The sequence below is a fragment of the Paenibacillus sp. LK1 genome, from assembly GCF_002750415.1.
GTDB classification, from domain to species: Bacteria; Bacillota; Bacilli; order Paenibacillales; family Paenibacillaceae; genus Paenibacillus; species Paenibacillus taichungensis.
This window is the reverse complement of the sequence record NZ_PEII01000014.1, coordinates 88,978-112,912: the sequence shown is the minus strand read 5'-3', so window position 1 is coordinate 112,912 and position 23,935 is coordinate 88,978. Positions and strand designations below refer to the sequence as shown.

Genomic DNA, 23,935 nt, shown 5'->3' with positions numbered 1-23,935 from the left:
CATTACAAAAGATGTTAAGGAGTGAACGCAACAACATGAATCAAGAGGTATTGGAACGTCGCAGCGAGTTGCTTAAGAAGAACATTCATCAAATGCTTCTTCAAGACAATCAGCACGGAATCAGTCGTCAGGATAACATGTTTTTGCAGCAGATGATTAAAGAGCTGCATCAGACTTCACACGAAATGAATACCACTCGATAACGCAGAATCTGCACAAGAATGAAATAGTCTGGTGCATGATTCATTCCATGATGAACATGAAAATGGCGCTATCCCCGATTAGGCCGGGGGTAGCGCTTTTGGCTTTGTAAGGGGTGATTCTACGGGTGTTACACAAGTTGTTGCTGCACCGTTCGTTTCTGAATATATCGGATGAACAATTCGGCTAGCTCGGGATCAAACTGAGAACCGGAGCACAGCTGTAGTTCCTTGATTGCTTCGTCCACATTTTTCGTTTCCTGATACGGTCGCTCTGTCGTCATTGCGTCAAAGGAATCAATCACCGTGAGCATCCGGCACAACCTTGGAATCTCACTGCCTTTCAGACCATAAGGGTAGCCTGCCCCGTCATACCGTTCATGATGCAATTCGATATAGGGAATGAGATCGGCAAAACGCTCGTTGGTCATGGCCATCTTTTTGCCCCAAATGACATGTCCCTTGATCGTTTCCCACTCTTCAGCGGTAAGTTTCTCTTTCTTATTCAGGATGGACCACGGAATCTCCAGCTTCCCGATATCATGAATTAGTGCGCCCAGTACAAAATTTCGCTTCTCCACATTATCGAGTTCCAGCAACTCACTTAAATCGAGAGCATACTTATATACGCGTTTGGAATGTTTGAATGTATCCATATCCTTATATCTGAACAAGTTGAGCTGCTGCTCAATGTCGCGCACATCCTGCACCAGATCAATCTCTTGCTCCATACCGTCGTTACTGCCGTGGCGATGCACATTGTTTTTGCCCTGTTTTTTGGCATAATACAGTGCTTTATCCGCCTGATCCACAAGTTGTGACTTGTTGTACATATCGATCTCATAACGAGCAACACCTGCGGAGAACGAGAGACAACCGTGCGGAAAAACTTCCACTCCTTCAAAAGGTGTATCGTTCAGCTGCTTGCGCAGCTTGTTCATGAACGCATAGGCCTCGTCCAGGTCCATACCTGGCATGAGTAAGGTGAACTCTTCTCCGCCGTAACGAAAGGCGGTAACGGGAGTGCCTTCTGTCTTCCGACTGAGGAAATCTCCGAGAAGAGCCAGCAGGCTGTCACCCTGGAGATGACCGAAGCGGTCGTTATACTTTTTGAAATCATCAATATCGATGAGACCCAGTGAAAGCGGGGTTCCCTGAGAACGGGCGTTACCAAGCTCGGTTTCCAGCATACTTTCAAAATGGCTGTGATTAAATAAACCTGTGCGTTGATCCGTATTGGCCTTTTCCTCAATACTTTGATACATCACAAACAGCTGTTTGAACGCATGCGATAGCAAAATGCTAAGACTGAGGTAGAGCAGCAGGCCGAGAACGCCGTTATGCACAACGAGAATGGTCAGCACGAGCGCCAAAATCAATGTACATAAATAGACCAGCAGCGATTCGGTAACAAACACACGCTTCATCTGCTGTAATGCATCCTTTGTTGAGAAATGAAAAAACAGGCCAAGCGTGATTGTATTGATGATGAAGTAGGCTGCAAGTGCCGCAAAATAGGGCAGCAAGTTATATCCATCCAGTGCTCCCGGAATTCCTCCAGTCCAAGTAAATACATAAGCCGCTCCAGCAATCATAAGGCTATAAATGCTGAAATTGACGATATGTTTCCACCAGGTGAGTTTGCGATCCTTGATTAACAGAATGAGGGAAACCGGCAGCAGTACAGACAGACTGAATGCACCACCAAACATGAAGATACAGGCGAGGTACACGGAAGAGTCCATGGATTGCTGATTGCCTTTGGGCGGAATTTGAAACGTGAAATAATCCAAAATCAGCGCCGCACCGAGCATCGTGTATACCATTACCCATTCGTCAGAGGATAGATGGAGATAAGACCACTTGTTCATATACAGAAAAATACCGATGCCGGTGCAGCTAAGCAAGACGACATACATGCTGCTCCGATCTGCTTTATGGATAAGGTTACGAATAAAGTTCATAAAAATTCTCCTGCTTGGTTTAGTCTGCTCTTGATGTGAATATATCGGCTTGTACTATATTGATGTATAACATAACAAGTTACCTCCCAAAAATCCAGAAAGAAAAAACAGGCCGCTGGCAGCCTGTTTGTCTTGGTTGGCGAAGTATATGTACTAGCCACCCAGCTTGTATCCCGAAGTCAAAGCAACAACGACAGAAGCTACGATGATTGCGTTGATGACGAGACGGGAATATTTAATGCCTTCGAATTTTTTCATGGAAAAGACCTCCCTTCCTTGGAGTCTGTCCGAATCTCTTCAGGCCTGATGGAATTCACTGGCTGCAAAGCTTCTCCGGTTCGATTCACCATCATGTACTGGATAAACAGGAATATGCCAATGTTCATGACCACATCACCAATGCTGATCACTTGAGTCCGTGGATAAGGGCTGGACAGTGGGATGATATCACCTAGGAATGAAAGATGTGTGGAAGCATCCATCATATAGTGCTTCGATACCGCTCCACCTTCGCGCAGCATATCCACATAATAGGGACCAAGAACAGCAGAGGCTTCCACAGAAACTGGCATACGCCCACCGTTCACCGCCATGACGATGAAATTGAGAAATACACCGATCCAGATCAACGTAAAACCTTTGTAATGTCGATTAAGCCACAAAAATGCTAAACCTGTGACATAAACGGCAGCAAACAGGTACCCGTTGATAGATGCAACCCAATCAAGCCTTTCCTGCAAGAAAAAGATGAAGAACTGGGCCAGCAGCAATAGCGGAAAAATCCATCCGCCTCGCAGCTTGAGTGCTGCAAACTGGTGGAGACCATACCGAAATCCTCCCCGGAACAGTCCAACGATCAAGCCAAGCAGAATGCCGTCGTATACCATGATTAACTCCTGTCTTACAGATATGTGTAAACGTGATTGCGTGTTTGTGTACCTATGTTATTCGACCTTTTACTGGTAAATCCTGCAATGGAATATAATTTTTTGAGAAGAAATTTGTAAAAAGATAAATAAAAAACCGTCTTTACGAACCAATGGGTCGAATCCATTGTAAAGTTCGGTAAAGACGGCTTTATATTATGTCAAATTGCGAGCTTTAATGCACCTAGCATATGTTCAGTTTATTCCGATTCCCCGTTGAGATAATTGAAGAACGGGTGGTCAACCCAGAAGGTATAACTGGAGATGTCCGCATCAGGGGCCAGCTTACGGAAACCTTCCTGAATTGCCTTGGAATTCTCCTTAAGGGAGAAGGATTGTGCGTAATAGTTGCCAAGTGATATTTTATTGTTGGCAATGACCGGATATTCCGCGAGAGCAGTCGGTGAATAATAGAGCGGCTGCCACCAGGAGGCATGGATCAAGGCAGAGGTGTCATCGCTATTCTTTTTGGCATACTTCAATATAATGTCGTTGAAACGGGCTTTGTCCGCTGTGTTATTGAACTCGAACTGAATGTCATATTCTTTGGCGTAGGCGATGTAGTTGCCATTCTCGATCTGGGTTACTTTGTAATCCGGTGTTTCTTTGGGCTCTCCCCATTCCTTCAAATAGATGAAGGCAGATGTTTTCGGTTGGAACTGTACGTCAGCATCGATGCCTTCACTACGCAACAGTCCAATCAACTGCACCGCATGTTTAATATCATCATGACCGTAAGTTAAAGTCAGTTCATCGATGAAGTTGGAATCAAAGCGACTATCCTTAAGATTGTAACCTGTGACGAGATCATTCCGCAGAGCTTGATCCACAATGGTTCGAAGCTCCGGTGCTTCTATTAAATCAGCAGTGCGATAGGCAGCGTACAATTTGGAGTAAATGTCAGCGTCGCCGGAACGGCCAATTTCATTTTTATATTTACCCTGACTGGTTAATACCCGTCCAAGCAAAATGTTGGCAAAATCGGAACTCGCTTCGCCACCCTTACGGAGAGCGGGGTAAAGACTTTCAGGAATCAGACCTGTATCAATGGCAGCGGCCAGTTCCTGCGCGGCTTGTCCCTGAACGCGGCTTGAGCTAATGCCCAGTTTCGCAAGTGCCTTTGCTGTTTTGTCTTCAGGATATGTATAGGCCAGCTCTTTGAATCCGGCTGCTTTGACTGCGATGAAGACAGCAGCATAAGTGCTCAGTTGGTCATTGGCACGCACTTCCGTACCGGATAGGATGCCGTTGTTATATAAGGAAACGGCAGCTTTATAAGTAGAATCATTCGAGTTCAGATCAGTAAAGGCTGGGGCCTTAACTTCACTGTTACTTGCTTCATCTGTAGCAGGAGCAGCTTGATCGGCTTCAAGAATGGTAGCAATCGCCTTGATGAAGTCACCCTTCGTTAATTGTTTCGGTAATTGGATATTGTATTTGGCTTGCAGGAATTGCGCGTAATCGGCTGCACTCTCGGTATAGACTGAAGGAGCTTGTGCTACCGGTCCTTTAACAGCCTGTGAGGTCGTTTGTCCTGCGGGAGTGGCGGATGCTGCGGATACCGAAGCGGGCAAGCTGAGGCTGCCGAGTGTAACCGGAGCGGCGAGCAGAGCGGCCAGTGTGATCTGGGTGATTTTTTTCAAATGAATAGCCTCCTCAAAATAGGGTTGGAAAATAAATAAGATTGCGTTATAATTCTGACAAATCCTATCTGAATATAATAATTGGATTGACTTTAGCATGGAGCAGCTCTGGATGTCAACGGAAAAAACCTTGGTATAGAGAGGCTTCGGAGGCTTTGCCGAAGGCAAATCAACTATTATATTCCATTTAGTGTATCTGCTCAAAGATTTATTGACAAGGATCGACAGTATCCGCTAGGATTATAAAAAAAGAATAGTGAAAAGGGGAATTTTCAAAATGAAAAGAGGTTTATCGTTCGTCTTATCGATCATCATGTTGGCTATATTGCTGGCGGCTTGTGGAAATTCTGCTTCCAAAGACGAACAATCGGCCCAAGGTGGCGACAGTGAAAAATCACTGCGCATGGCGCTTGTACTTCCTGAAAAAATCGGGGTAAACCCGTTCTTCGTACAGATGGATGAAGGTTTCAAAAAAGCAGGCGAGGAATTCAAGGTAGATACCAAAACAATTGAATCGACTGACCCGGCTGCATTTGAACAAAACCTGCGTGCTGCAGTTGCTGAGAACTATGATTTGATCATTACAGCGACATTCCAGGCAGAAGATGCATTGAAAAAAGTGGCTGCTGAAAATCCGGACAAGTCCTTTGCTATTGTGGACACAACGGTTGATCTGCCTAACGTTCGTAGCGTTGGTTTCCATGAATATGAAGGAGCGTACCTGCTTGGTGCAGCTGCCGGACTGTCTACGAAAACAGACAAAGTCGGTATGATTGCCGCGATGGACGTTCCATTGATCAAGAAATATACAGAAGGTTTCAAAGCTGGTCTGGAATCAGTTAACCCGAAAGCGGAATTCCTTGTGAACTACGTTGGTGGATTCAACGACCCGGCCAAAGCAAAAGAACTTGCGTTGGTACAATTCGGCAAAGGTGCTGACTTCATCGCTGGAGCATCTGCTGTAGGTGATCTGGGCGTGTTCGAAGCCGCGAAGGAAAAAGGCTTCTATACTTCCGGTCAGGATACAGACCGTACCGTTGAAGATCCGGAACATATTGTATTGTCTCAATTGAAGTCGACCGATACGGTTGCTTATCAGACAGTGAAGGATTTTGTAGAAGGAAACTTCAAAGCAGGCGCTGTGAACTATGGCTTGAAAGAAGATGGCGTAGGCCTGACGTATGTAACACGTGACAGCGAATCTCCATTGAGTGCTTTTGTTGGACAAGAGGTTATCGACAAGGTTAAAGCGATCAAGGATGATATCGTATCTGGCAAAATCGTTGTGAAAGATCCATTGCAACAATAGTATTCTTTGTCCCATAGGACTGAGTGATTGAGTTGATCAGCCGGCTGCCCGATCAGGCAGCCGGTTTTGCTGCTATTTAAGACCGAGAGGAGAGAACGCGAGATATGCTGTTGGAGATGGAGCAGATTACGAAGAAATACGGCGGCTTCACCGCTAACCGGGACATCCGTTTTAATTTGCGAGAAGGAGAGATTCATGCCCTCGTGGGTGAGAACGGCGCTGGTAAGACAACCCTGATGCGTATGTTGTATGGTATGGAGCAACCGACATCAGGCACAATCAAAGTTCGTGGACGCGAGGTAAGCTTCGCAACTCCGTCTCAGGCCATGGCAAGTGGTATCGGCATGGTGCATCAGCATTTCATGCTGTTTCCTTCCTTTACGGTTGCCGAGAACATCGTGATTGGCCGTGAGCCGTCTGCGGCAGGGGTATTTGACCGCAAACAAGCGGCGGCCCAGGTGAATGAATTGGGCAGAACGTATGGTATGCCAGTTGATCCGTGGAAAAAAGTATTCGAATGCCCTCTGGGCATGCAGCAGCGTGTTGAAATTCTCAAGGTGCTGCATCAGGGCGCAGATATCATTATATTGGATGAACCATCAGCAGTACTGACACCGCTGGAAGTGAAAGAACTGCTCGCGAATATGAAATCCCTTGCTAAGTTGGGCAAAACCTTTGTATTGATCACGCACAAGCTGCAGGAAGTCATGGATGTAGCAGACCGGATCACGGTTCTTCGTGATGGTCAGGTGACAGGTACATTGGAAGCAAAAGACACGAATGTAGAGGAACTGTCCCGCCTGATGGTAGGTCGTGAGCTGGTTCGCATGAACAAGCAGCCATCCGTTCCGGAAGAAGCTGTGCTTCAGGTGGAAGCGGTAAATCTGTCAGGAGCAGAGGATCGTTCTGCGCTCAAGGATATCCATTTGCAAGTTCGGAAAGGCGAGGTCGTTGGAATCGCGGGTATTTCCGGAAACGGTCAATCTGAACTGATCCAGATCATTGCGGGACTGCGAAAGGCAGATAGCGGCCGCGTCCTGCTGTCAGGGCAGGATACAACCAATTGGCCAGTGCGGCGCATTCGGGAGCATGGACTTGCCCATATCCCAGAAGACCGTTATATGTGGGGAGCGGCGAAGGATGCGAGCGTTCGTGAAAATGGACTGATGGGCCACCATCACCGGCTTCAATCAAAAGGTATCATTAAAGCGAAGGCAGCACGGAACATGGTGGAGAACTGGATCAAGCAGTTTAGCATCAAAACGGGTTCTGCAGAAACGAAGGCGCAGTTCCTTTCCGGCGGTAACTTGCAGAAGCTGATTGCTGCGCGTGAATTTGCCCAGGATACGCCGTTTCTGATTGCGGCTGAACCTACACGGGGTGTAGACATCGGAGCGATGGAGACCATCCACGCTGAATTGCTGCGCAAACGGAATGAAGGTGCGGGTATTCTGCTCGTTTCCTCGGAATTGTCTGAGATTTTGCAATTATCGGATCGGATCATTGTTATGTATGAAGGCGGAATCGCCGGGGAACTGAAGGCAGATGAAGCAACAGAAGAACAGATCAGCTTGTTGATGGCAGGAGGGAAAGAGCGGATATGAATCGGGTAAAAGAAACACTTCGCGGACTCGTACAGCCGCTGCTCGCCGTATTCATCGGTTTGCTGGCAGGTGCTGTAGCCATTCTGGTCGTTGGCGGGTCTGTGGTGGATACGTATGCGGAGATGTGGAAAGGAGCCTTCGGTAACTTCTACTTCTTCACCAACACATTGGCACGTTCGACGCCCATTATTCTTGCGGGGTTGGGCGTAGCCCTGGCGTTCCGCGCCGGATTTTTCAACATGGGTGCAGAAGGACAGATGGTTCTTGGCGGACTTAGTGCAGCGCTGACGGCGCTCTACCTGCCGGGTCCAGGCTGGTTTGTCTGTATTGCAGCTATTGTGGCGGGAATCATCGCCGGTGGAGTCTGGTCACTGTTTGCAGGCTGGTTGGATGCGCGCTTTGGCATGAATCTGTTGATCACAACGCTGCTGCTCAACTATATTGCAATATATTTTGGAGGATACATGGTATCCTACCCGTTTAAAGACCGCACGGGATCGGCGGCAATGGCTCAGACGCCTATGATTGATCAGAGTGTCTGGCTGCCGAAGCTGTTCCAGGGCATGGGACTGCATGCCGGCTTCATCATTGCTATTGTGGCAGCGATTCTCATCTACTGGTTCACACACAAGACAGTAACCGGTTATGAGATTCGCATGTTGGGAAGCAATCCTTCGTTTGCAACGTATGGCGGTGTGCGCCGTATCCGCATGATGATGCTGTCCATGATCATCAGTGGTGGACTTGCAGGCCTTGCGGGTGCAGGGGAAGTGCTGGGTACACAGTACCGTTTCCTTGATGGGTCGTTGTCATCGGCAAGTTATGCATGGAGCGGCATTATGGCGACTTTGCTTGCCCGGTCGCATCCGCTAGGAACAGCTGTGGCGGCAATCCTGCTTGCAGCGTTGCAGACAGGTGCTATGGGGATGGAACGTAATACGGATGTACCGCTGGAAGTCGGCAGTGTCATCCAAGCGGTATTGACGTTATTTGTATCGGCTCAGATCGGATATTCATTCCTGAAGCGGAGAAAGGAGAAAAAGTCCAATGCAACAACTGTTTGATGCAGCCATGTTTGGCTCTACCTTGCGGATTATGACGCCGATCCTGCTTGCAGCGCTCGGTGGGGCTTTATGCTCTCGTGTCGGTCTGTTCAACGTGGGTCTGGAAGGACTCGTACTGATCGGTGCTTTCTCCGCTATTGTCGGTAACTATCTGTTCGGCAATGTACTATTGGCCGTACTATTCTCGATTGTGATCGTCATGTTGTTCTCTGCGCTATTTGCCTTTATCAGTATTAATCTGAAGGCCAACGCCATTGTGGTCGGGATCTCGCTTAATTTTCTGGCGACAGGACTGACGACTTTTGCGCTTCGTGCGATTTTTGATGTAAAAGGTGCTTACTATGACAAGGATATGGTGGGACTCCCCAAATGGGACATTCCTCTTATTAAGGACATTCCGTGGGTAGGTGATGTCATCTCAGGGCACAGCCCGCTCGTGTATCTCGGGATTATTATCGTAATTGCCTTGCAATTTTATCTGTTCAAAAGTGTCTCCGGTTTCCGCCTTCGTTCGGTTGGCGAGAATCCGGTAGCGGCACAGAGTATCGGCATCAAGGTGCGCGGTATTCAATATGGTGCAGTTCTGATGTGTGGCGTATTGTGCGCCCTGGCGGGTGCACAGTTATCGCTCGGTCAGGTTACGATGTTTACCGAAGGCATGACCGCAGGTCGCGGCTTCATCGCATTAGTAGCAACGATGCTGGGTCAAGCGAATCCGCTTGGCGTTATGGGGTCCAGTGTGCTGTTCGGGTTCATGGAAGCTCTTAGTATCCGATTGCAGGGCTTTGCGCTACCAACTCACTTTACCATGATGCTGCCGTATATTGTGACACTGGTGGCGATGTTCTTCTTCAAGGACCGTACCTATGCACAAGACGCACTGAAAGCGGGCGGAAGCTCGCGTTAATTCCTGAATGTTATGCTGGAAGCATATAAAGAAGGAGGAATCACGCTTGCATAATAAGGCTGAACGTCTGAAAAAAACGAAAATCCCGGCATCCAAAGCGGGTGCTGAGCACGGAGACCGGCTGCCGCCGGGGCAGGTACTGACCGAGAAATTCCCGATTCTGCATGAAGGTGAAGTGCCGGAATACGACCTTTCCACTTGGGATTTGAAGGTATTCGGTGAAGTTGAAGAGGAGAAGGTATTCTCCTTCGCCGAGCTTCAGGCGATGCCTCAAGTGAACACGGTGAGCGATATTCATTGTGTTACCCGCTGGTCCAAGTTCGACACGCCGTGGGAAGGCATCCGGTTTTCGGATTTTATCAAGCTTCTTGGCGTTAAACCGGAAGCGAAATACGTCATGATCCACGCAGATCATGATTACGAGACAAATGTTCCGCTCGAAGAATTGATGCATGACGATGTATTGCTTGCTTTTAAATTTAACGGTGAGCCGCTCACACCGAAGCACGGTTATCCGCTGCGCTTGGTTGTTCCACAACTCTACTTCTGGAAGAGTGCGAAGTGGATACGCGGTCTGGAATTCATGAAAGAAGATCGCAATGGCTTCTGGGAAGTCAATGGTTTCCATCATTTTGCCGATCCGTTCAAGGAGCAGCGCTTCTCTGGTGAAGATATTCCGATTCCAGAAGACGAATGGACGAAGAAGGAGTTTGATTAAGATGTTGATGCCTATTTTGCAAATTCATTCCGAAGATATGCCTGCGTATGCCATTGTTTGTGGTGATCCGGCACGTGCGGAGAAAATTTCCCGCAAGCTGGAGCAGGCGAGAGAACTGGCGTTCAGCCGGGAGTATCGCACGTTTGTAGGATTGTATGAAGGTGTACAAATGGCCGTGGTCAGCCATGGCGTAGGATCACCGGGAGCAGCCGTCTGCTTCGAAGAGCTGATTCGGGCAGGGGTAACGACCTTGATTCGTGTAGGTACAGCTGGCTCGTATACAGCGGATTACCCAGCGGGCAGTGTAATCGTCAGCACGGCTGCTGTTCGTACGGACGGGCTGACACGTCAGCTGGTACCGGATGGTTTCCCTGCGGTTGCGGACCTTGGTGTTACGCAAGCGTTAATTGAAGCGACTCGTGAGCATACAAGTGGAGCGAAAGCTACAAGTGCGGGTAAAGTTGGCGTAGGCATTACCGTAACCCTAGATGCTTTCTTCACTGGGGTTGAAGAGATTCCTCACCGCAAGTACAAGCAGGCGGGTGCTCTTGCCGCTGAGATGGAAATTGCCGCGCTTTACATCGTCAGCACACTGCGCGGCGCTCGTGCTGGAGCTATTGTCGCTATCGATGGATTCGCAGATAGCGACCTGGCGGCCGAATATGATCCGCACACAAATGCGGTAGCTGATGCAGTTGAGCGTGAGATCGAAGCGGCACTGCGTGCACTGGCTGCACTCGCTCGTCAGGATCAGGCGTAAAGCTGAGATCATCAGGGCATTTTGTAGCACTACTGCTGGTAAAATTGCAAAATAAGCAAATGATGTCCATCTGAGGTGGACAATATAAAAGGGCGTCCCATAAGGTCATGTTCATGACTTTGGGACGCCCTTTTGAGTTTGAGATAGAAGCGACTGGCGCTAGATTGGAAGGTGCAATCAATTGGTTAGCGTTGTCCGAACAACTGCTGCGCCGTCTCAATAAATAACCGGGATGCGGGAGAAGCATCGACAAGTGAAGGAACAGCAATCTCAATATTGCGGTAGGCTTTCGGCTCTGTGGGAAGTGCTTTGACACCCGGAGGCAGCCAGGATAGAGAGATTGCAGGTAGCATGGCTGTTCCGAGTCCCTGCTCTATCATGCTAAGGCAAGTGTTTACGTTATACACGACAAATCCAAAATGTAATTCTGCATCTGCTCGATTGAACAGATCAACAATCGGTACCTCATAGCCGCCTTTGCAAATAATCATGGGGTGTTTGTCCAGCATTTGTACGGGCAGAATTTCCTGATTCGCAAAAGGTTCATCGTCCCGAAACACCGCAAGCATCTCCTCGCTATAGAGTGGAAGCGTCTCATAAGCCACATCTACTGACTCTTTGTCTGTGGCAATAATGAGAGCTACATCAATAGCGCGTGAGCTTAGCCACTCCTGAATTTCAAGGATGTTTCCCTCGTGCAGTTCAAACTGAATCTGAGGATAGCGGTCCCGAATGGAGCGGATGATTTTCGGCAGCAGATGGGCAGATGACATGGGAAAAGAGCCAATACGAATCGTACCAATCTCCAACCCTTTTTCGGCGGCAACGACCTGCTGTACCTTATCAAATTGCTGTAAAATGCGGCGGAAAATGACCAGAATTCGCTGTCCCACATCCGTAAGCACGATGCCGTTCCTACGATCCCGTATGATTAGAGTGACATCCAGTTCATTCTCCAGCGAAGAGATGGCCCGACTGACTGCGGGCTGTGTCATATTCAGTTCCTGGCCTGCGCGGGTGAAACTTCCCGTCTCTGCAATTTTCACAAATAACTGCAACTGTGAGTTGTTCATAACAAATATGGTATGCTCCTTATGATTAACATGCATTTCAATTATTTCAATCATTATTGTATCATGAAGAAACGGAACGATCAAAGAATGAATGTAAAATGGTTCTGGATCGAATTCCAAATGGTTTGCAGGCACAGAAAGAGCGCAGGATAATGTGTACGGTTGATTAAACTGCGGCTGTAGATGTGTGCCGGATAGGAGAATAAACATATGGCTTTATCACGTGCAAAAGCAGGCTGGGTCCTGGCTTTTCTGGTACTCATGTGGGGAGTAAACTGGCCCCTGACCAAATACGCATTAAATTTTACACCGCCACTCATATTCGCAGGCATGCGCCTGTTAATTGGGGGTCTGGTGCTAGGGTTGTATGCTTTTCCCCGCTACAAAACGCTACGACTAAAGCAAACCTGGCATATTTATGCCATATCTGCGGTGCTTAATATCATCTTCTTCTACGGCTTTCAGACCGTCGGGCTGACGGAAGTGCCGGCAGGCTTATTTTCATCCATCGTGTTCCTACAGCCTGTGCTGCTTGGAATCGGGGCATGGTTGTGGCTGGGTGAGTCCATGTATGGACTGAAAATTGCCGGATTGGTGCTCGGTTTTGCAGGGGTGGCTACGATCAGTATTGGCGGCATGACAGGCAAAGTATCCCCTGAAGGGGTTATGCTTGGGCTGTTCAGTGCAATTAGCTGGGCGATCGGGACCGTATATATGAAGCGAAATTCAATGAAGGTCGATGGAATCTGGATGACAGCCATTCCTATTTTGATCGGCGGAGTTGTTCTGACGTTGACAGGTACGGTCACAGAGAGCTGGGCTGATGTGCAGTGGGTGCTTCCTTTTATACTGGATACGTTGTTTATTTCGGTGTTTGTTATTGCGATGGGCTGGCTCGCGTTCTTCAAACTGGTCAGCTCCGGCGAAGCCAGTAAAGTAGGATCGTTCACGTTCCTGATTCCGCTGATCGCCTTGTTATGCAGTGTGCTGTTCCTCGGAGAGTCGGTGACGGTCAATCTGATCGCAGGTCTGGTCATGATTATTGCCAGCATCCTGCTTGTGAATGTTAAAGTGAAAGGTAGCAAGGTAGCGAAAATATAAAGTTATGTGGTGAACTTTCTTCAAGTGGTTGATGAACCTTGTATACATTCAGAATGACAATGCAAAAAATGGGTAAGTTATATATAGGAACATCACCATGATTACGAAGAGGAGGACTCCAACATGACACAGAACAATCAACCTCAGGATGAGGCGGCAATTCGCAACAAACTGGATGAAGACGGGGATTCCTTGATGGAGAAAAAGAAAATTTTGAGCGGTGTAGATATTGAGCCGCAAGCGGACGAGTGGTCTGCCAAACCGTCACCTGTAGCATTTGATGAAGGTAAATCATCCAAAGAATAAGAGGAACCAGATATAGCTTAATAAGAAGCGGGTACCGTTAAGGTATCTGCTTTTTTTATAAAATAAGAAAGGATATGCTTTGGAGTATCATCGTTCTGATATTTAAGGGAAATATCCGCTACACGCAGTCTGGGTTCATGAATCACATCGATAGATGGTTATTTATTGTATAATCATGGAAACATTTGTGAAGGGAGAATGTAAAGATGAGTGGAATCAATATTAGACGGGCTGTCATCGGAGATTACACGGGAGTATCTGTATTAATGGATGAGCTTCATCACTTGCATGTAGAGGCCAGGCCAGACGTATACAGAGAGTTACAAACGAGAATGAGTTATAAGGAATATGAACAACTGCTGGAAGCCGATCATCGTTATCTCTATGTTGCGGAATTGCTGGATCGGGGTGAGATTGTTGGATATGCGAGCGCACAGTTGAATGTTATTCAGAATGTGGATTTGTTAAAGGAACGAAAGATGTTATATATCAATGAGATCATCGTTGGCAGCAAACATCGCGGACATGGGACAGGCAAAATGTTGATGCACGAATTAATCGAACTAGGCAAAGAAATACAGGTCGACAGTGTTGAACTGACCGTGTCTACATTTAATATTGGTGCTCAAGCTTTCTATGAGCAACTAGGTCTGGCTGTCCGCAGCAGCAGAATGGAATACATACTATAATAAGCCTCTACGAAGACTAATGGGATGTCTGGCGAGATAGTCAGCTCAAGAAGGATGGAAAACATCCATTTTGAGAAAAAAATAAAACAGACTTGCATACCCCCATGGGGTATGTTACTCTTATAACAGAACGAAAGAAAAGGGGTGTTCGCGATGGAACATCAGAGCCATCCCAAGGAACCTTTGGAGTCATCCGTAACAGAGGTTAGCGAAGTCTCACAGACAGATGATCAGCAAGCCAATTCTTGTCATACGTCAGGCAGTGATGGAAAGCATGTGCGCAAGAGCCATCACTCCCAAGAGATGAAGGGCAACCTGATTTCTCGCTTGAACCGTGTTGAAGGACAGATTCGCGGGATCAAGGGATTGATCGAGAAGGACACCTATTGTGATGATGTGCTGACGCAGATCGCGGCGGCTCAGTCTGCTCTTAATTCAGTAGGCAAGCTCTTGCTGGAAGGTCATATGAAGAGCTGCATCGTTGAGCGCATTCAGGCCGGAGAGCATGAGGTTGTGGATGAATTATTGGTAACGGTAAGGAAGTTAATGAAGTAACTATTTTTGAATGAACTCATCATTTATATATCTAAGGAGGAACTACCCATGTCAAATATTACGTTGAACGTTACAGGAATGTCTTGCAATCACTGTGTGAAATCGGTTGAAGAAGCCGTGAAGAATGCAGGAGCGAATGGTCAGGTTGATCTGGCAGCAGGAACTGTCGCAGTTGAATATGACGAGCAAAAAGTCAATGTGGATCAGATCAAGGCAGCCATTGAAGATCAAGGGTATGACGTAGTCTAATCATCGCAGGCTTAAACTGAACTTCCCTTTGCATGGAAAGGAATTCAATAGATCTCTTTTCCAATAAATGAGTTCATTGTTTAAGCCTGATTTTCTGTCTTTTATATACCCCTTGGGGGTATTGGATGGATAAAAATATTTCATAGAGAAAGGAGCTAACAACATGGATAAGTCATCAACAACGGACAACACAACTGCATCAGAACCCGTACCATCACCGGAAACAGCGGGATTACAGACAACACTGCAAATTACAGGGATGACCTGTGCTGCCTGCTCTACCCGGATTGAGAAGGGATTGTCCCGAATGGAAGGGGTCAATCAGGCGAATGTTAACCTCGCTATAGAACAAGCGACGGTATCCTATGATCCGAAGACAACGAACATCAATGCTTTGCGGGATAAAGTGGAAGCACTTGGTTATGGTACAGTAACGGAATCCGTGGATCTGGACATTACAGGCATGACCTGTGCCGCTTGTTCTACCCGAATCGAAAAAGGTCTTTCCCGGTTGCCGGGTGTATCCCGTGCAAACGTGAACCTGGCGCTGGAAACGGGACATGTGGAATTTGCAGCAGGAGTATTGAAGGCAACCGATATTACGGCGAAGATCAAGCAGCTCGGTTATGGTGCGGAATTGCAGCAGACACAGGAAGATACCCAGTCGGTGCGTGAGCGTGAATTACAGCGCAAAAAGTGGAAGTGGATGATCTCCGCCCTGTTATCTTTGCCGCTGCTTTGGGCCATGGTGGGCCACTTCTCATTCACCTCGTGGATCTGGGTACCGGATCTTTTCATGAACCCATGGTTCCAACTGGTGTTGGCAACGCCGGTACAGTTTGTCATCGGATGGCAGTTCTATGTGGGAGCCTATAAAGCACTTCGTAATGGCAGTGCCAATATGGATGTACTGGTTGCTTTGGGTACAAGTGCGGCGTTCTTCTACAGTCTTTATCTGACCCTGACCAGTGGCAATGCAGCTTCGACCATGATGGATCATGGTGGGACGGGAATGACTACAGCAGCCATGCCAACCGTGGAGCTTTATTATGAGACGAGTGCAATTCTGATTACGTTGATCCTATTGGGAAAATGGTTCGAGGCTGTAGCTAAAGGGCGCTCCTCTCAGGCAATCAAAAGCCTCATCGAGCTGGCTCCGCGTGAAGCCAGAGTGATTCGTGATGGACAGGAAGTTATTGTACCGTCGGCATATGTTGCGGTTGGTGATCTTGTTCTGGTAAAACCCGGAGACAGCATTCCTGTGGATGGCATCGTGGAGGAAGGGCAATCTTCTGTCGACGAATCCATGTTAAGCGGAGAGAGCCTGCCCGTGGATAAAAAACCAGGGGATGCCGTTACAGGCGCTACGCTGAACAAAAATGGAGTATTAAGACTGCGTGCGACCCGCGTGGGCTCGGATACGGCGTTATCACAGATCATTAAAGTGGTTGAACAAGCGCAAGGTTCCAAGGCCCCTATTCAGCGGATTGCTGATGTGATCTCAGGCATCTTTGTTCCGATTGTTGTAGGCATCGCGGTAGTCACGTTCCTAATCTGGTATCTGTTCGCCAGTCCCGGTGACTTTGCCGGCTCGCTGGAGAAGGCGATTGCTGTACTTGTTATTGCCTGTCCTTGTGCGCTTGGACTCGCAACCCCAACGTCTATTATGGCTGGATCAGGGCGCGCGGCGGAATATGGTGTGTTGTTCAAAGGCGGCGAACATCTGGAATCGGCACAGCAGATCCAGACCGTTGTACTGGACAAAACAGGCACAGTTACCCAAGGCAAGCCCGTGCTTACGGATGTGGTGACGGCTCCAGAATGGACGGAGGCAGAGCTGTTGCAACGGGTGGGAGCGGCAGAGCAGAGTTCGGAGCATCCTTTGGCTGAGGCGATTGTGGAAGGAATCCGAGGTAAAGGTCTGGAGTTAACCCAATCAGAGCAATTCGAGAACATACCGGGATATGGTGTGCGAGCTCGGGTTAAGGGACAAGAGATCCTGGTCGGGACACGCCGACTGCTTACAGATGCGAAGGTAAATGTCTCCGAGGAAACCATGCAACAGATGAACAACCTTGAAGAACAAGGGCGCACAGCGATGCTGGTCGCGGTGGATGGTCAATGGGCTGGGCTTGTTGCCGTGGCGGACACCATCAAGGATACTTCACGGGAAGCCATTCAGCGGCTTCATGCTATGGGAATCGATGTCATCATGATTACGGGAGATAATGAGCGGACAGCACGCGCTGTAGCAGAGCAAGCCGGAATTAATAAAGTTCTGGCTGAGGTACTGCCAGAGGGCAAAGCGGCAGAAGTGAAAAAACTTCAGGAGAGTGGCCTCAAGGTAGCGATGGTTGGAGATGGTATCAACGATGCTCCGGCCCTTGCTACAGCCGATATCGGTATGGCCATTGGAACCGGAACCGATGTAGCGATGGAAGCAGCAGATATTACGTTAATGCGCGGCGATCTGAACAGTATTGCAGATGCAATCGAGATGAGCCGGCGGACGATGGGCAATATTAAGCAGAACCTGTTCTGGGCACTTGGCTATAACGTGATTGGTATTCCAATTGCAGCAGTGGGCTTCCTGGCTCCTTGGTTAGCAGGTGCGGCCATGGCGTTCAGCTCCGTGTCGGTTGTACTGAATTCGCTGCGTCTGCAACGAATGAAACTTAAAAGCAATGACTGATGTCCATTGAGGGACGTAATTCAACTTTGCATTATACTCAAGAGTAAGCATAGGGTGCGGTACGCTACGGCGGATCGTGCCTTTTTTGTTGATAAAAGGTGTTTGAAATATGTTAAAGGAATGGTCCTTTCCTTGTTAATGGAAGGTGAGCGTGTGAAGTGATGTCCTCTTATGAAATGGAATTCATTGTTTGCGAAACACATCTTTATATTTCTGAACCTTTCAGAAATAGATTGACAATATAGACATATAGACTTAAAATTTAAAACGATCGTTTGATTTAAACAATCGTTTACATCAAATTCGAACTAATTAGTAATGGAGGACATCATTTATGTTGCAGGCTTTACGTATATTGTTGAAAAAACCGCCAGTAATTGTGGGGATCGTGACGGCACTTATGTTCCAAGTGATCTTCAGCGTGATCTGGATGACAGCATATTCCGGAGTGAATGACCGGATGAATGAATTGACGGTTGCCGTTGTCAATGAGGATGGAGAACAGTCAAAAGGGATCGCAGATCGTATGGCTGAGACGCTTCCTTTTCATACCGTAACGAATCTGAGTGCTGCCGAAGCACTTGACCAGTTAAATCATCGTAAGATTCATATGGTGCTCAATATTCCTGCAGGTTTTAACCAGCTGATTCAGACAGCCGGTTCCACTGCCGAAATCAAGTACACCATCAACGAGGCGAATCCGGTTACGATCAAAAGCATGATGCAAGGTGTATCGCAAAGCGTGACGAACACGATTAACAAGCAAGCAACCGCTCAAGGTGTGCAAGCTGTGTTGACGGCTTCCGGAGCGCCTGCAGATCAGGCAGCTGAAGCTGCTGCCAACCTGACTACACGAGTGGAAGGTACAACCACTTCCATGAATCCGGTTAACGGCATGAACAACCAGATGGTTCCGATGATGATGGTACTCGCTTCTTATGTGGGAGCCATGATTATGGGGATGAATCTGCAGACCGCGATGGGTATGCTGTCTGCTACTCACTCCCGCTGGACATTGTTCGGTGCTAGAGTAGTCATTAATTTGGGGTCTGCTCTTGTGGTTTCTCTGCTGGGATCATCACTGATTGTGTCGCTGGGCGGACAGATCCAGCAAGGGTTTATCGCATTCTGGTTGTTCCAGGCGCTGTTCCTCTGCACATTCATGTTCTTCTCCCAGTTCTTCCTGATCTGCTTTGGACCAGCAGGAAGCTTGTTCAACATCATCTCACTGTCGCTGCAACTGGTATCTTCCGGTGCAATGGTGCCACGTGAATTGCTGAACAGTTTCTACAGTGGTATTGGTCAGTATCTGCCAGCCACATATGCCGTTCAAGGTGTTCTGAGCGCTCAACTGGGCGGACCAGGAGTTCAATCCGCTGCTGGCTCGATTGTTATTGTTTTGCTGGTTGCTGTAGCCCTCTCCCTGGTGGTGACGTTGTTGAAAAAACAACGCATGCCAGCTGGGGCACCAAGCCCGGCACAAATGAACAGCTAATATTCCTGTCATCATGGTTGTTCTTCATAGGATATGGCCAAGCACCCCGGTGATTTTCACCGGGGTGCTTGGTTTAATAGTAGGTTGAGGTGGCTAGCTTTGCAGGAACACAGGCGGCACACCTTGCGCTTTGATGCACAAACTTTCATAATGAAACGATAGAGTAGTCTCGCTGCAGCCCGGTGAGCTGGAGCAAATGAATAGAACGGACAAGAGGAGCGGACGGAATGACGGAACCGGAATTGGATATAAAAACGAGGATATTGCTTGCAGCCAAGAAACTTTTTGCACAGCAGGGGTATGACGGGACGAGTGTTCGTCAAATCTGTGATGAGGCGGGTGCAAATGTATCGCTTGTCTCGTATCATTTTGGCGGAAAAGAAAAGGTGTTCGAAGCATTATTTGAGCACTTTTTTCCTGATCATATGATGAATGAGTTGGCTGAAGAGTCCATGTCCTCCCCCGTGGAGGGTATCCGACGAATCATAGGTGAAGTTGTAAAGTTCACAATGACGGACCGGGAGATGAGCGATATCGTGCAGCTTGAAATTACGCTGCGTACCCATCGCACAGATACCGTGTTTCGTTTTTTGGACCCCGTCTGGACCAGAGTGAGAGAACTACTGCAAGAAGGCAAGGAGCAGGGCGTATTTCAGATCGAATCCGTATCTTATGCGATGCTTCAGGTCATGGGTGTAGCTTTGGCGCACAAACGGGCCAAAAACTCACGATTTAGCTTTGACTATCAGGATATGAACACAGATGAGCTGGCTGAGCAGACCATTGAATTCGTACTACGAGGATTGGGAGTGAATAGCAATGAACGAAACCATTGAATTGATGATGAAGCACCGCTCTGTGCGGAAATTCAAGCCAGACCCGGTAAGTAAGGAGCAGCTGGCAGCAATCGTGGCGGCTGGGCAGATGGCTTCCTCTTCAAGTAGTGTGCAGGCCTATACTATAATTGCTGTAACCGAACAGGAGCAGAAGGCCAAAATGGCTGAATTGGCAGGTAATCAGTCTTACGTCAACGAATGCCCTGTGTTTCTTGTATGGTGTGCTGACCTTTATCGCTTGAGTGATGCTGCCAAGCGTTATTTGCCTGAAAAAGAATCCTATGAGGACTCCACTGAAAACTTTATGGTGGCCACAATTGATGTTGCACTCGCATCGCAAAATGCTGCGCTTGCAGCAGAGTCACTAGGTTTCGGAATTGTATATATTGGTGGGCTGCGCAATCGCATTGAGGAAGTTAGCGAAGTATTGGGCTTGCCTGACGGCGTCTATCCAGTATATGGTATGTGCATTGGTGTTGCTGATCAGGAGACGGGTATTCGTCCGCGTCTACCGCTGGAAGCCGTCTTACACCATGGCCGCTATAACGCTGAGCAGACCCTCAAAGGCGTCGAGATCTATGACGAAACGACCGCTGCATACATGAAGGAGCGCACCCAAGGGGAACGTTCTACACCGTGGTCCGAAATGATGGCGAAACGCCTCACTGAACCGGTACGTCTACAGATGAAGCCATTCCTCGAAGGCAAAGGATTCTTGAAACGTTAAGCGTAAATTCAAAAGAAGTCAGTTTGGCGGATGCCGACTGACTTCTTTTTTTGCAAACTGTACCTATTTAGTTAAGGAATCATCATAAGACTGGATGCCAATTTGGACCTAAGGAAGACCGTAGAAGCGTTTCGTATTCTGATAAAAGAGACGCGCTGCCCGCTCCGTTCCCATACCGGTCACTTCACTCCATGCCTGAATAACCTGTCTCGTCATGGCTGGATGCGTCATTCTTCCCTGGAAAGGTCCCTCGAAAGGCCAAGGCCCATCGGTCTCTGCCATAACCTGCTCGGAAGGATACTGGCGTGCTAATTCACGAATTTCCTCTTCGTACACAATATCAGGTGTGAATGAGACGAAGTAACCATTGTCAGCCATTCGCTGGACGGTCCGCTTGGAGCCTTTGAACCAGTGAAAGTGAGCCCGACGATGATGATATTGTTCCAGTAGGTCACAGGCGATATCGGCATCCTCATATACAGCGTGCAGTACAATCGGTTTTCCATGTCGCTTGGCTAACTGGATAAATCTTTCTAACAGATCGATATAGCCGCTCTGATCAAATTGGTGTCCTGCCTGTTCGGCTTCCTGTCGGTTGTAATAGGGCAATCCAACTTCCCCAATCGCTGTGGCTTGTCCCATATGCTTTTCGATCCAGTCGAAGAACAGATTCTGCTCTGCCAGGGTCGGCAGGGGCTGCTCAGGATGGAACCCAAAGGCTGGATATACGGTACGAGGGTATTGTGATGCTAGTTCCAGGTTAGTCTGGGCAGATGCCAGATTCATGGAAACGGCGATGACCGCCTCAACCTGTTGGGATGGGAAGGAATGCAGCATCTCACGTTGTTCTTCAGGTGTATATTTGTCCAGGTGAAGATGAGCATCGATCAAGGGTGCAAAAGCGGTTGATTGCATGGATGGACCCCTCCTTTTTGTCTTTTACCAATGATACGCAGCGTAGTTTGTCTTGGATCACCCATTTTAGGGAAAAAATAACTCAAAAACCCGCGCTATTTGGATAGGCGGGTTTTCTGCTGTTCTTCTCTCATCCACTGGGAAATCTGCCTTTTCCGTTCAAGAAAAGCAGAGTCCTCCGTGATCGCTTCGTGACGTGGACGATCAAAGGGAACATCGACTTCGTGAAGTACAGCTGCAGGCCGATTCGATAAAACATAGATACGGTCAGCAAGCAATAATGCTTCCTCGATATTATGCGTGATGAACAGCACCGAGCGGCGGTTCTGTTCCCAGATATCGAGCAGCCAGCGCTGCATGTCGCTACGGGTCAGTGCATCCAGCGCACTAAAAGGCTCGTCCAGCAGCATCAACTCCTGCGGACTGAGCAGGGCGCGCAGAAAGGCAACCCGCTGCTGCATGCCGCCCGATAACATATGCGGATAGGCTTGTTCAAATCCGGCCAGACCGACACTGCTCAGCCACTTCCGGGCATCTGCAAGCGCTTCTGCTCGGGGTGGTGCGTCCGCAGACACTTCACCTGCAAGCAGCACATTGTCCTCGATGGTACGCCATGGAAATAGTGCAGGCTGCTGTGGCATATAACTAATCTTGCCGCGTTGTCCGGTAACATCCTGACCATTCATCAGGATTTGGCCTTCCTGAGGTTTCAGCAGACCGCCGATGATGTGAAACAGGGTGCTTTTACCGCAGCCGGAAGGACCGACGATGGCTACGAATTCCCCTTGTCCCACGGTCAGGGACAGGCCATCCAGAACGGGCAATGTGCTGCGTCGCTCTCGGAACGAAGCATTCACGTTCAGAACTTCCAACGCTGGTGATGAATGATGTGCAGGTAAGGCCACGGTTTCATACTCAGGACTTCCGCTACTCGTTGGAGTGGTTGCACCTTCATCCGGCGCAGCAGCTACCCGCTCGTTGTGTTCGGGTGTCATCTTGTCATCACTTCCTAACCTTTATATGGTGCATATTTCAAAGTTATCGCTTTTGTGGACGCCAGCGTACGAGCAGCTTTTCCAGTAGCGCAATGAGCAGGAAGAGCAGCAGACTCAATGCCACAATAATCATGATTGCCACGAACAGACGATCCGTCCGATAGGCTGATTTTTGCAGCATCATATAATAGCCGATGCCCTTATCTGCACCGATCCATTCGGCGATAATCGCACCCATGACGCTGTACGTAGCGGCAATTTTAATCCCCGAGAACACCGAGGGCAATGCATGTGGAAGTTCGAGTTTCCAGAAAATTTGGCCGCGTTTTGCACCAGCCATGCGCATATAGTTCATCATGGCCGCATCGGTGCGGGTCAATCCGTCCATGGCAGCTACAGCCACCGGGAAGAAGCAGACCAGAATGATGGTAATAAGTTTGGGCAGCAGCCCAAATCCGAACCAGATCAGCAAGAGCGGGGCAAGCGCAATGGTCGGTATATTTTGACTAAGAATAAGTAATGGATAGAGTGCAGATTTCAAAAATGGAATCAGATGCAGCACCATCGCAATCAGTAATCCCACAAGTGTACCTGCTGCAAACCCAATCAATGTCAGCTGGATTGTTGCCCATGCATGCATGCCAAGTCGCTCGGCCTGGGACGCTGCTTCATGGGCGATGTCTGAAGGCGCAGGCAGCATCCATTTCTCAATATGGAACAGGGAGACAGCTCCCTGCCATATTGCTATAAAGAGAATAACCGCCACAAAGGGCGGCCATACGCTTTTCCAATAGGCATGCATTAGCGATATTTCTCCGTCAGGGTGTCCATGCTGAAGCCGCTTGGGCTATGGGCGATCTTGATCTGTGAGATGATGCTTGGGCTGCCAGCTTGCACGAGAACTTCGTGCATTTTGCGGACAACCTCGAGCAGTTCCTCCAGTTCTCCCTCCATCGTGGTATCCAGTGGATTAACCTGATATTTCAAGCCGGACTGCTGAATAACTTCAATGGCACGATCAACATAAGGATAGGAATTTTCGCCATTTGGCGTTTTGGGAATGACTTGAATGCTAAGTAGTGTGCTTGCCATGAGAGATCACGTTTCCTTTCGGGTTAAATTGCATGAGCTAAACCAGCTTTACACTTTACCACTCCGATTGCAGTACCCTCTTCCGATCACTGTTATCCCCGGATTTCTTTAATAA

General features: G+C 48.3%; 24 protein-coding genes. 16 read left to right on the top strand and 8 right to left on the bottom strand.

From position 1 onward, the window contains the following. Positions 1-35 precede the first annotated feature (35 nt). Positions 36-203, top strand: coding sequence for a hypothetical protein (locus CS562_RS33110; RefSeq protein WP_162842449.1), 168 nt, complete (start codon positions 36-38; stop codon positions 201-203). A gap of 128 nt (positions 204-331) precedes the next feature. Here CS562_RS33110 and CS562_RS26450 read toward each other — a convergent pair whose 3' ends face one another. The 3 genes from CS562_RS26450 to CS562_RS26440 form a co-directional block, all read right to left on the bottom strand. Continuing rightward, entirely contained in the window at positions 332-2,164 is a 1,833-nt protein-coding gene (locus CS562_RS26450) for a bifunctional diguanylate cyclase/phosphohydrolase (protein WP_099858660.1), read from the bottom strand. 254 nt (positions 2,165-2,418) lie between these two features. Beyond that, positions 2,419-3,051, bottom strand: coding sequence for a DUF5317 domain-containing protein (locus tag CS562_RS26445; protein WP_076290672.1), 633 nt, complete (start codon positions 3,049-3,051; stop codon positions 2,419-2,421). Positions 3,052-3,290: 239 nt separating this feature from the next. Beyond that, entirely contained in the window at positions 3,291-4,733 is a 1,443-nt protein-coding gene (locus CS562_RS26440; RefSeq protein ID WP_099858659.1) for a hypothetical protein, read from the bottom strand. A gap of 277 nt (positions 4,734-5,010) precedes the next feature. Between CS562_RS26440 and CS562_RS26435 the strand changes: the two genes are divergently transcribed. The 6 genes from CS562_RS26435 (at position 5,011) to CS562_RS26410 (ending at position 11,095) form a co-directional block, all read left to right on the top strand. Continuing rightward, entirely contained in the window at positions 5,011-6,042 is a 1,032-nt protein-coding gene (locus CS562_RS26435; protein WP_076290671.1) for a BMP family lipoprotein, read from the top strand. A gap of 104 nt (positions 6,043-6,146) precedes the next feature. Next, the gene (locus tag CS562_RS26430) at positions 6,147-7,646 is read left to right on the top strand and encodes an ABC transporter ATP-binding protein (RefSeq protein ID WP_099858658.1); all 1,500 of its coding nucleotides are present in this window, start codon (positions 6,147-6,149) and stop codon (positions 7,644-7,646) included. Then, positions 7,643-8,710 carry an ABC transporter permease gene (locus CS562_RS26425; protein WP_024632283.1) on the top strand — a complete coding sequence of 356 codons (1,068 nt, stop codon included), beginning with the start codon at positions 7,643-7,645 and terminating at the stop codon, positions 8,708-8,710. The genes CS562_RS26430 and CS562_RS26425 overlap by 4 nt, the downstream gene beginning before the upstream one ends. Then, positions 8,694-9,617, top strand: coding sequence for an ABC transporter permease (locus CS562_RS26420; protein WP_076290669.1), 924 nt, complete (start codon positions 8,694-8,696; stop codon positions 9,615-9,617). Before CS562_RS26425 ends, CS562_RS26420 begins: the two co-directional genes overlap by 17 nt. 46 nt (positions 9,618-9,663) lie before the next feature. Next, entirely contained in the window at positions 9,664-10,335 is a 672-nt protein-coding gene (locus CS562_RS26415) for a sulfite oxidase-like oxidoreductase (protein WP_076290668.1), read from the top strand. A gap of 1 nt (position 10,336) precedes the next feature. After that, positions 10,337-11,095 carry a nucleoside phosphorylase gene (locus tag CS562_RS26410; RefSeq protein WP_076290667.1) on the top strand — a complete coding sequence of 253 codons (759 nt, stop codon included), beginning with the start codon at positions 10,337-10,339 and terminating at the stop codon, positions 11,093-11,095. 185 nt (positions 11,096-11,280) lie between these two features. Here CS562_RS26410 and CS562_RS26405 read toward each other — a convergent pair whose 3' ends face one another. Next, the gene (locus tag CS562_RS26405) at positions 11,281-12,168 is read right to left on the bottom strand and encodes a LysR family transcriptional regulator (RefSeq protein WP_099858710.1); all 888 of its coding nucleotides are present in this window, start codon (positions 12,166-12,168) and stop codon (positions 11,281-11,283) included. Between the two features lie 210 nt (positions 12,169-12,378). Here CS562_RS26405 and CS562_RS26400 point away from each other — a divergent pair, with 210 nt between their 5' ends. The 9 genes from CS562_RS26400 to nfsA all read left to right on the top strand — a co-directional run bounded on the left by CS562_RS26400 (position 12,379) and on the right by nfsA (position 20,818). Then, a complete protein-coding gene (locus CS562_RS26400) occupies positions 12,379-13,269 on the top strand; it encodes a DMT family transporter (protein ID WP_076290665.1) in 891 nt (296 codons plus the stop codon). Between the two features lie 123 nt (positions 13,270-13,392). Further along, positions 13,393-13,575 (top strand): hypothetical protein, encoded by a 183-nt coding sequence (locus CS562_RS26395; protein ID WP_063566250.1) that lies wholly within the window; start codon positions 13,393-13,395, stop codon positions 13,573-13,575. A 206-nt stretch (positions 13,576-13,781) separates the two neighbouring features. After that, entirely contained in the window at positions 13,782-14,264 is a 483-nt protein-coding gene (locus CS562_RS26390; protein ID WP_099858657.1) for a GNAT family N-acetyltransferase, read from the top strand. A 153-nt stretch (positions 14,265-14,417) separates the two neighbouring features. Further along, positions 14,418-14,819, top strand: coding sequence for a metal-sensitive transcriptional regulator (locus tag CS562_RS26385; RefSeq protein ID WP_076290663.1), 402 nt, complete (start codon positions 14,418-14,420; stop codon positions 14,817-14,819). A 48-nt stretch (positions 14,820-14,867) separates the two neighbouring features. Continuing rightward, positions 14,868-15,068, top strand: a complete 201-nt coding sequence (locus CS562_RS26380; protein ID WP_053779829.1) for a copper ion binding protein — start codon at positions 14,868-14,870, stop codon at positions 15,066-15,068. 163 nt (positions 15,069-15,231) lie between these two features. Further along, a complete protein-coding gene (locus tag CS562_RS26375; protein WP_099858656.1) occupies positions 15,232-17,760 on the top strand; it encodes a heavy metal translocating P-type ATPase in 2,529 nt (842 codons plus the stop codon). A 334-nt stretch (positions 17,761-18,094) separates the two neighbouring features. Beyond that, entirely contained in the window at positions 18,095-19,255 is a 1,161-nt protein-coding gene (locus tag CS562_RS26370) for a YhgE/Pip domain-containing protein (RefSeq protein ID WP_076290661.1), read from the top strand. 227 nt (positions 19,256-19,482) lie between these two features. Beyond that, complete coding sequence (locus tag CS562_RS26365; protein WP_076290660.1) at positions 19,483-20,091, top strand: TetR family transcriptional regulator; 609 nt, start codon at positions 19,483-19,485, stop codon at positions 20,089-20,091. Next, positions 20,075-20,818, top strand: coding sequence for an oxygen-insensitive NADPH nitroreductase (gene nfsA, locus CS562_RS26360; protein WP_099858655.1), 744 nt, complete (start codon positions 20,075-20,077; stop codon positions 20,816-20,818). Before CS562_RS26365 ends, nfsA begins: the two co-directional genes overlap by 17 nt. Before the next feature lie 108 nt (positions 20,819-20,926). Here nfsA and CS562_RS26355 read toward each other — a convergent pair whose 3' ends face one another. The 4 genes from CS562_RS26355 to CS562_RS26340 all read right to left on the bottom strand — a co-directional run bounded on the left by CS562_RS26355 (position 20,927) and on the right by CS562_RS26340 (position 23,820). Next, positions 20,927-21,733, bottom strand: coding sequence for a TatD family hydrolase (locus tag CS562_RS26355; RefSeq protein WP_076290658.1), 807 nt, complete (start codon positions 21,731-21,733; stop codon positions 20,927-20,929). A gap of 95 nt (positions 21,734-21,828) precedes the next feature. Next, entirely contained in the window at positions 21,829-22,728 is a 900-nt protein-coding gene (locus tag CS562_RS26350) for an ABC transporter ATP-binding protein (protein WP_246318072.1), read from the bottom strand. A 43-nt stretch (positions 22,729-22,771) separates the two neighbouring features. Then, positions 22,772-23,530 carry an ABC transporter permease gene (locus CS562_RS26345; protein WP_063566244.1) on the bottom strand — a complete coding sequence of 253 codons (759 nt, stop codon included), beginning with the start codon at positions 23,528-23,530 and terminating at the stop codon, positions 22,772-22,774. Then, the gene (locus CS562_RS26340) at positions 23,530-23,820 is read right to left on the bottom strand and encodes an MTH1187 family thiamine-binding protein (RefSeq protein WP_099858654.1); all 291 of its coding nucleotides are present in this window, start codon (positions 23,818-23,820) and stop codon (positions 23,530-23,532) included. The genes CS562_RS26345 and CS562_RS26340 overlap by 1 nt, the downstream gene beginning before the upstream one ends. Between the last annotated feature and the right edge of the window lie 115 nt (positions 23,821-23,935).

What these genes read in the sequence shown, in the direction of transcription:
- CS562_RS33110 (WP_162842449.1), top strand. Translation starts at nt 36, where the DNA reads ATGAATCAAGAGGTATTGGAACGTCGCAGCGAGTTGCTTAAGAAGAAC.
- CS562_RS26450 (WP_099858660.1), bottom strand. Translation starts at nt 2,164, where the DNA reads ATGAACTTTATTCGTAACCTTATCCATAAAGCAGATCGGAGCAGCATG.
- CS562_RS26445 (WP_076290672.1), bottom strand. Translation starts at nt 3,051, where the DNA reads ATGGTATACGACGGCATTCTGCTTGGCTTGATCGTTGGACTGTTCCGG.
- CS562_RS26435 (WP_076290671.1), top strand. Translation starts at nt 5,011, where the DNA reads ATGAAAAGAGGTTTATCGTTCGTCTTATCGATCATCATGTTGGCTATA.
- CS562_RS26430 (WP_099858658.1), top strand. Translation starts at nt 6,147, where the DNA reads ATGCTGTTGGAGATGGAGCAGATTACGAAGAAATACGGCGGCTTCACC.
- CS562_RS26425 (WP_024632283.1), top strand. Translation starts at nt 7,643, where the DNA reads ATGAATCGGGTAAAAGAAACACTTCGCGGACTCGTACAGCCGCTGCTC.
- CS562_RS26420 (WP_076290669.1), top strand. Translation starts at nt 8,694, where the DNA reads ATGCAACAACTGTTTGATGCAGCCATGTTTGGCTCTACCTTGCGGATT.
- CS562_RS26410 (WP_076290667.1), top strand. Translation starts at nt 10,337, where the DNA reads ATGTTGATGCCTATTTTGCAAATTCATTCCGAAGATATGCCTGCGTAT.
- CS562_RS26405 (WP_099858710.1), bottom strand. Translation starts at nt 12,168, where the DNA reads ATGAACAACTCACAGTTGCAGTTATTTGTGAAAATTGCAGAGACGGGA.
- CS562_RS26400 (WP_076290665.1), top strand. Translation starts at nt 12,379, where the DNA reads ATGGCTTTATCACGTGCAAAAGCAGGCTGGGTCCTGGCTTTTCTGGTA.
- CS562_RS26395 (WP_063566250.1), top strand. Translation starts at nt 13,393, where the DNA reads ATGACACAGAACAATCAACCTCAGGATGAGGCGGCAATTCGCAACAAA.
- CS562_RS26390 (WP_099858657.1), top strand. Translation starts at nt 13,782, where the DNA reads ATGAGTGGAATCAATATTAGACGGGCTGTCATCGGAGATTACACGGGA.
- CS562_RS26385 (WP_076290663.1), top strand. Translation starts at nt 14,418, where the DNA reads ATGGAACATCAGAGCCATCCCAAGGAACCTTTGGAGTCATCCGTAACA.
- CS562_RS26380 (WP_053779829.1), top strand. Translation starts at nt 14,868, where the DNA reads ATGTCAAATATTACGTTGAACGTTACAGGAATGTCTTGCAATCACTGT.
- CS562_RS26375 (WP_099858656.1), top strand. Translation starts at nt 15,232, where the DNA reads ATGGATAAGTCATCAACAACGGACAACACAACTGCATCAGAACCCGTA.
- CS562_RS26370 (WP_076290661.1), top strand. Translation starts at nt 18,095, where the DNA reads ATGTTGCAGGCTTTACGTATATTGTTGAAAAAACCGCCAGTAATTGTG.
- CS562_RS26365 (WP_076290660.1), top strand. Translation starts at nt 19,483, where the DNA reads ATGACGGAACCGGAATTGGATATAAAAACGAGGATATTGCTTGCAGCC.
- nfsA (WP_099858655.1), top strand. Translation starts at nt 20,075, where the DNA reads ATGAACGAAACCATTGAATTGATGATGAAGCACCGCTCTGTGCGGAAA.
- CS562_RS26355 (WP_076290658.1), bottom strand. Translation starts at nt 21,733, where the DNA reads ATGCAATCAACCGCTTTTGCACCCTTGATCGATGCTCATCTTCACCTG.
- CS562_RS26350 (WP_246318072.1), bottom strand. Translation starts at nt 22,728, where the DNA reads ATGACACCCGAACACAACGAGCGGGTAGCTGCTGCGCCGGATGAAGGT.
- CS562_RS26345 (WP_063566244.1), bottom strand. Translation starts at nt 23,530, where the DNA reads ATGCATGCCTATTGGAAAAGCGTATGGCCGCCCTTTGTGGCGGTTATT.
- CS562_RS26340 (WP_099858654.1), bottom strand. Translation starts at nt 23,820, where the DNA reads ATGGCAAGCACACTACTTAGCATTCAAGTCATTCCCAAAACGCCAAAT.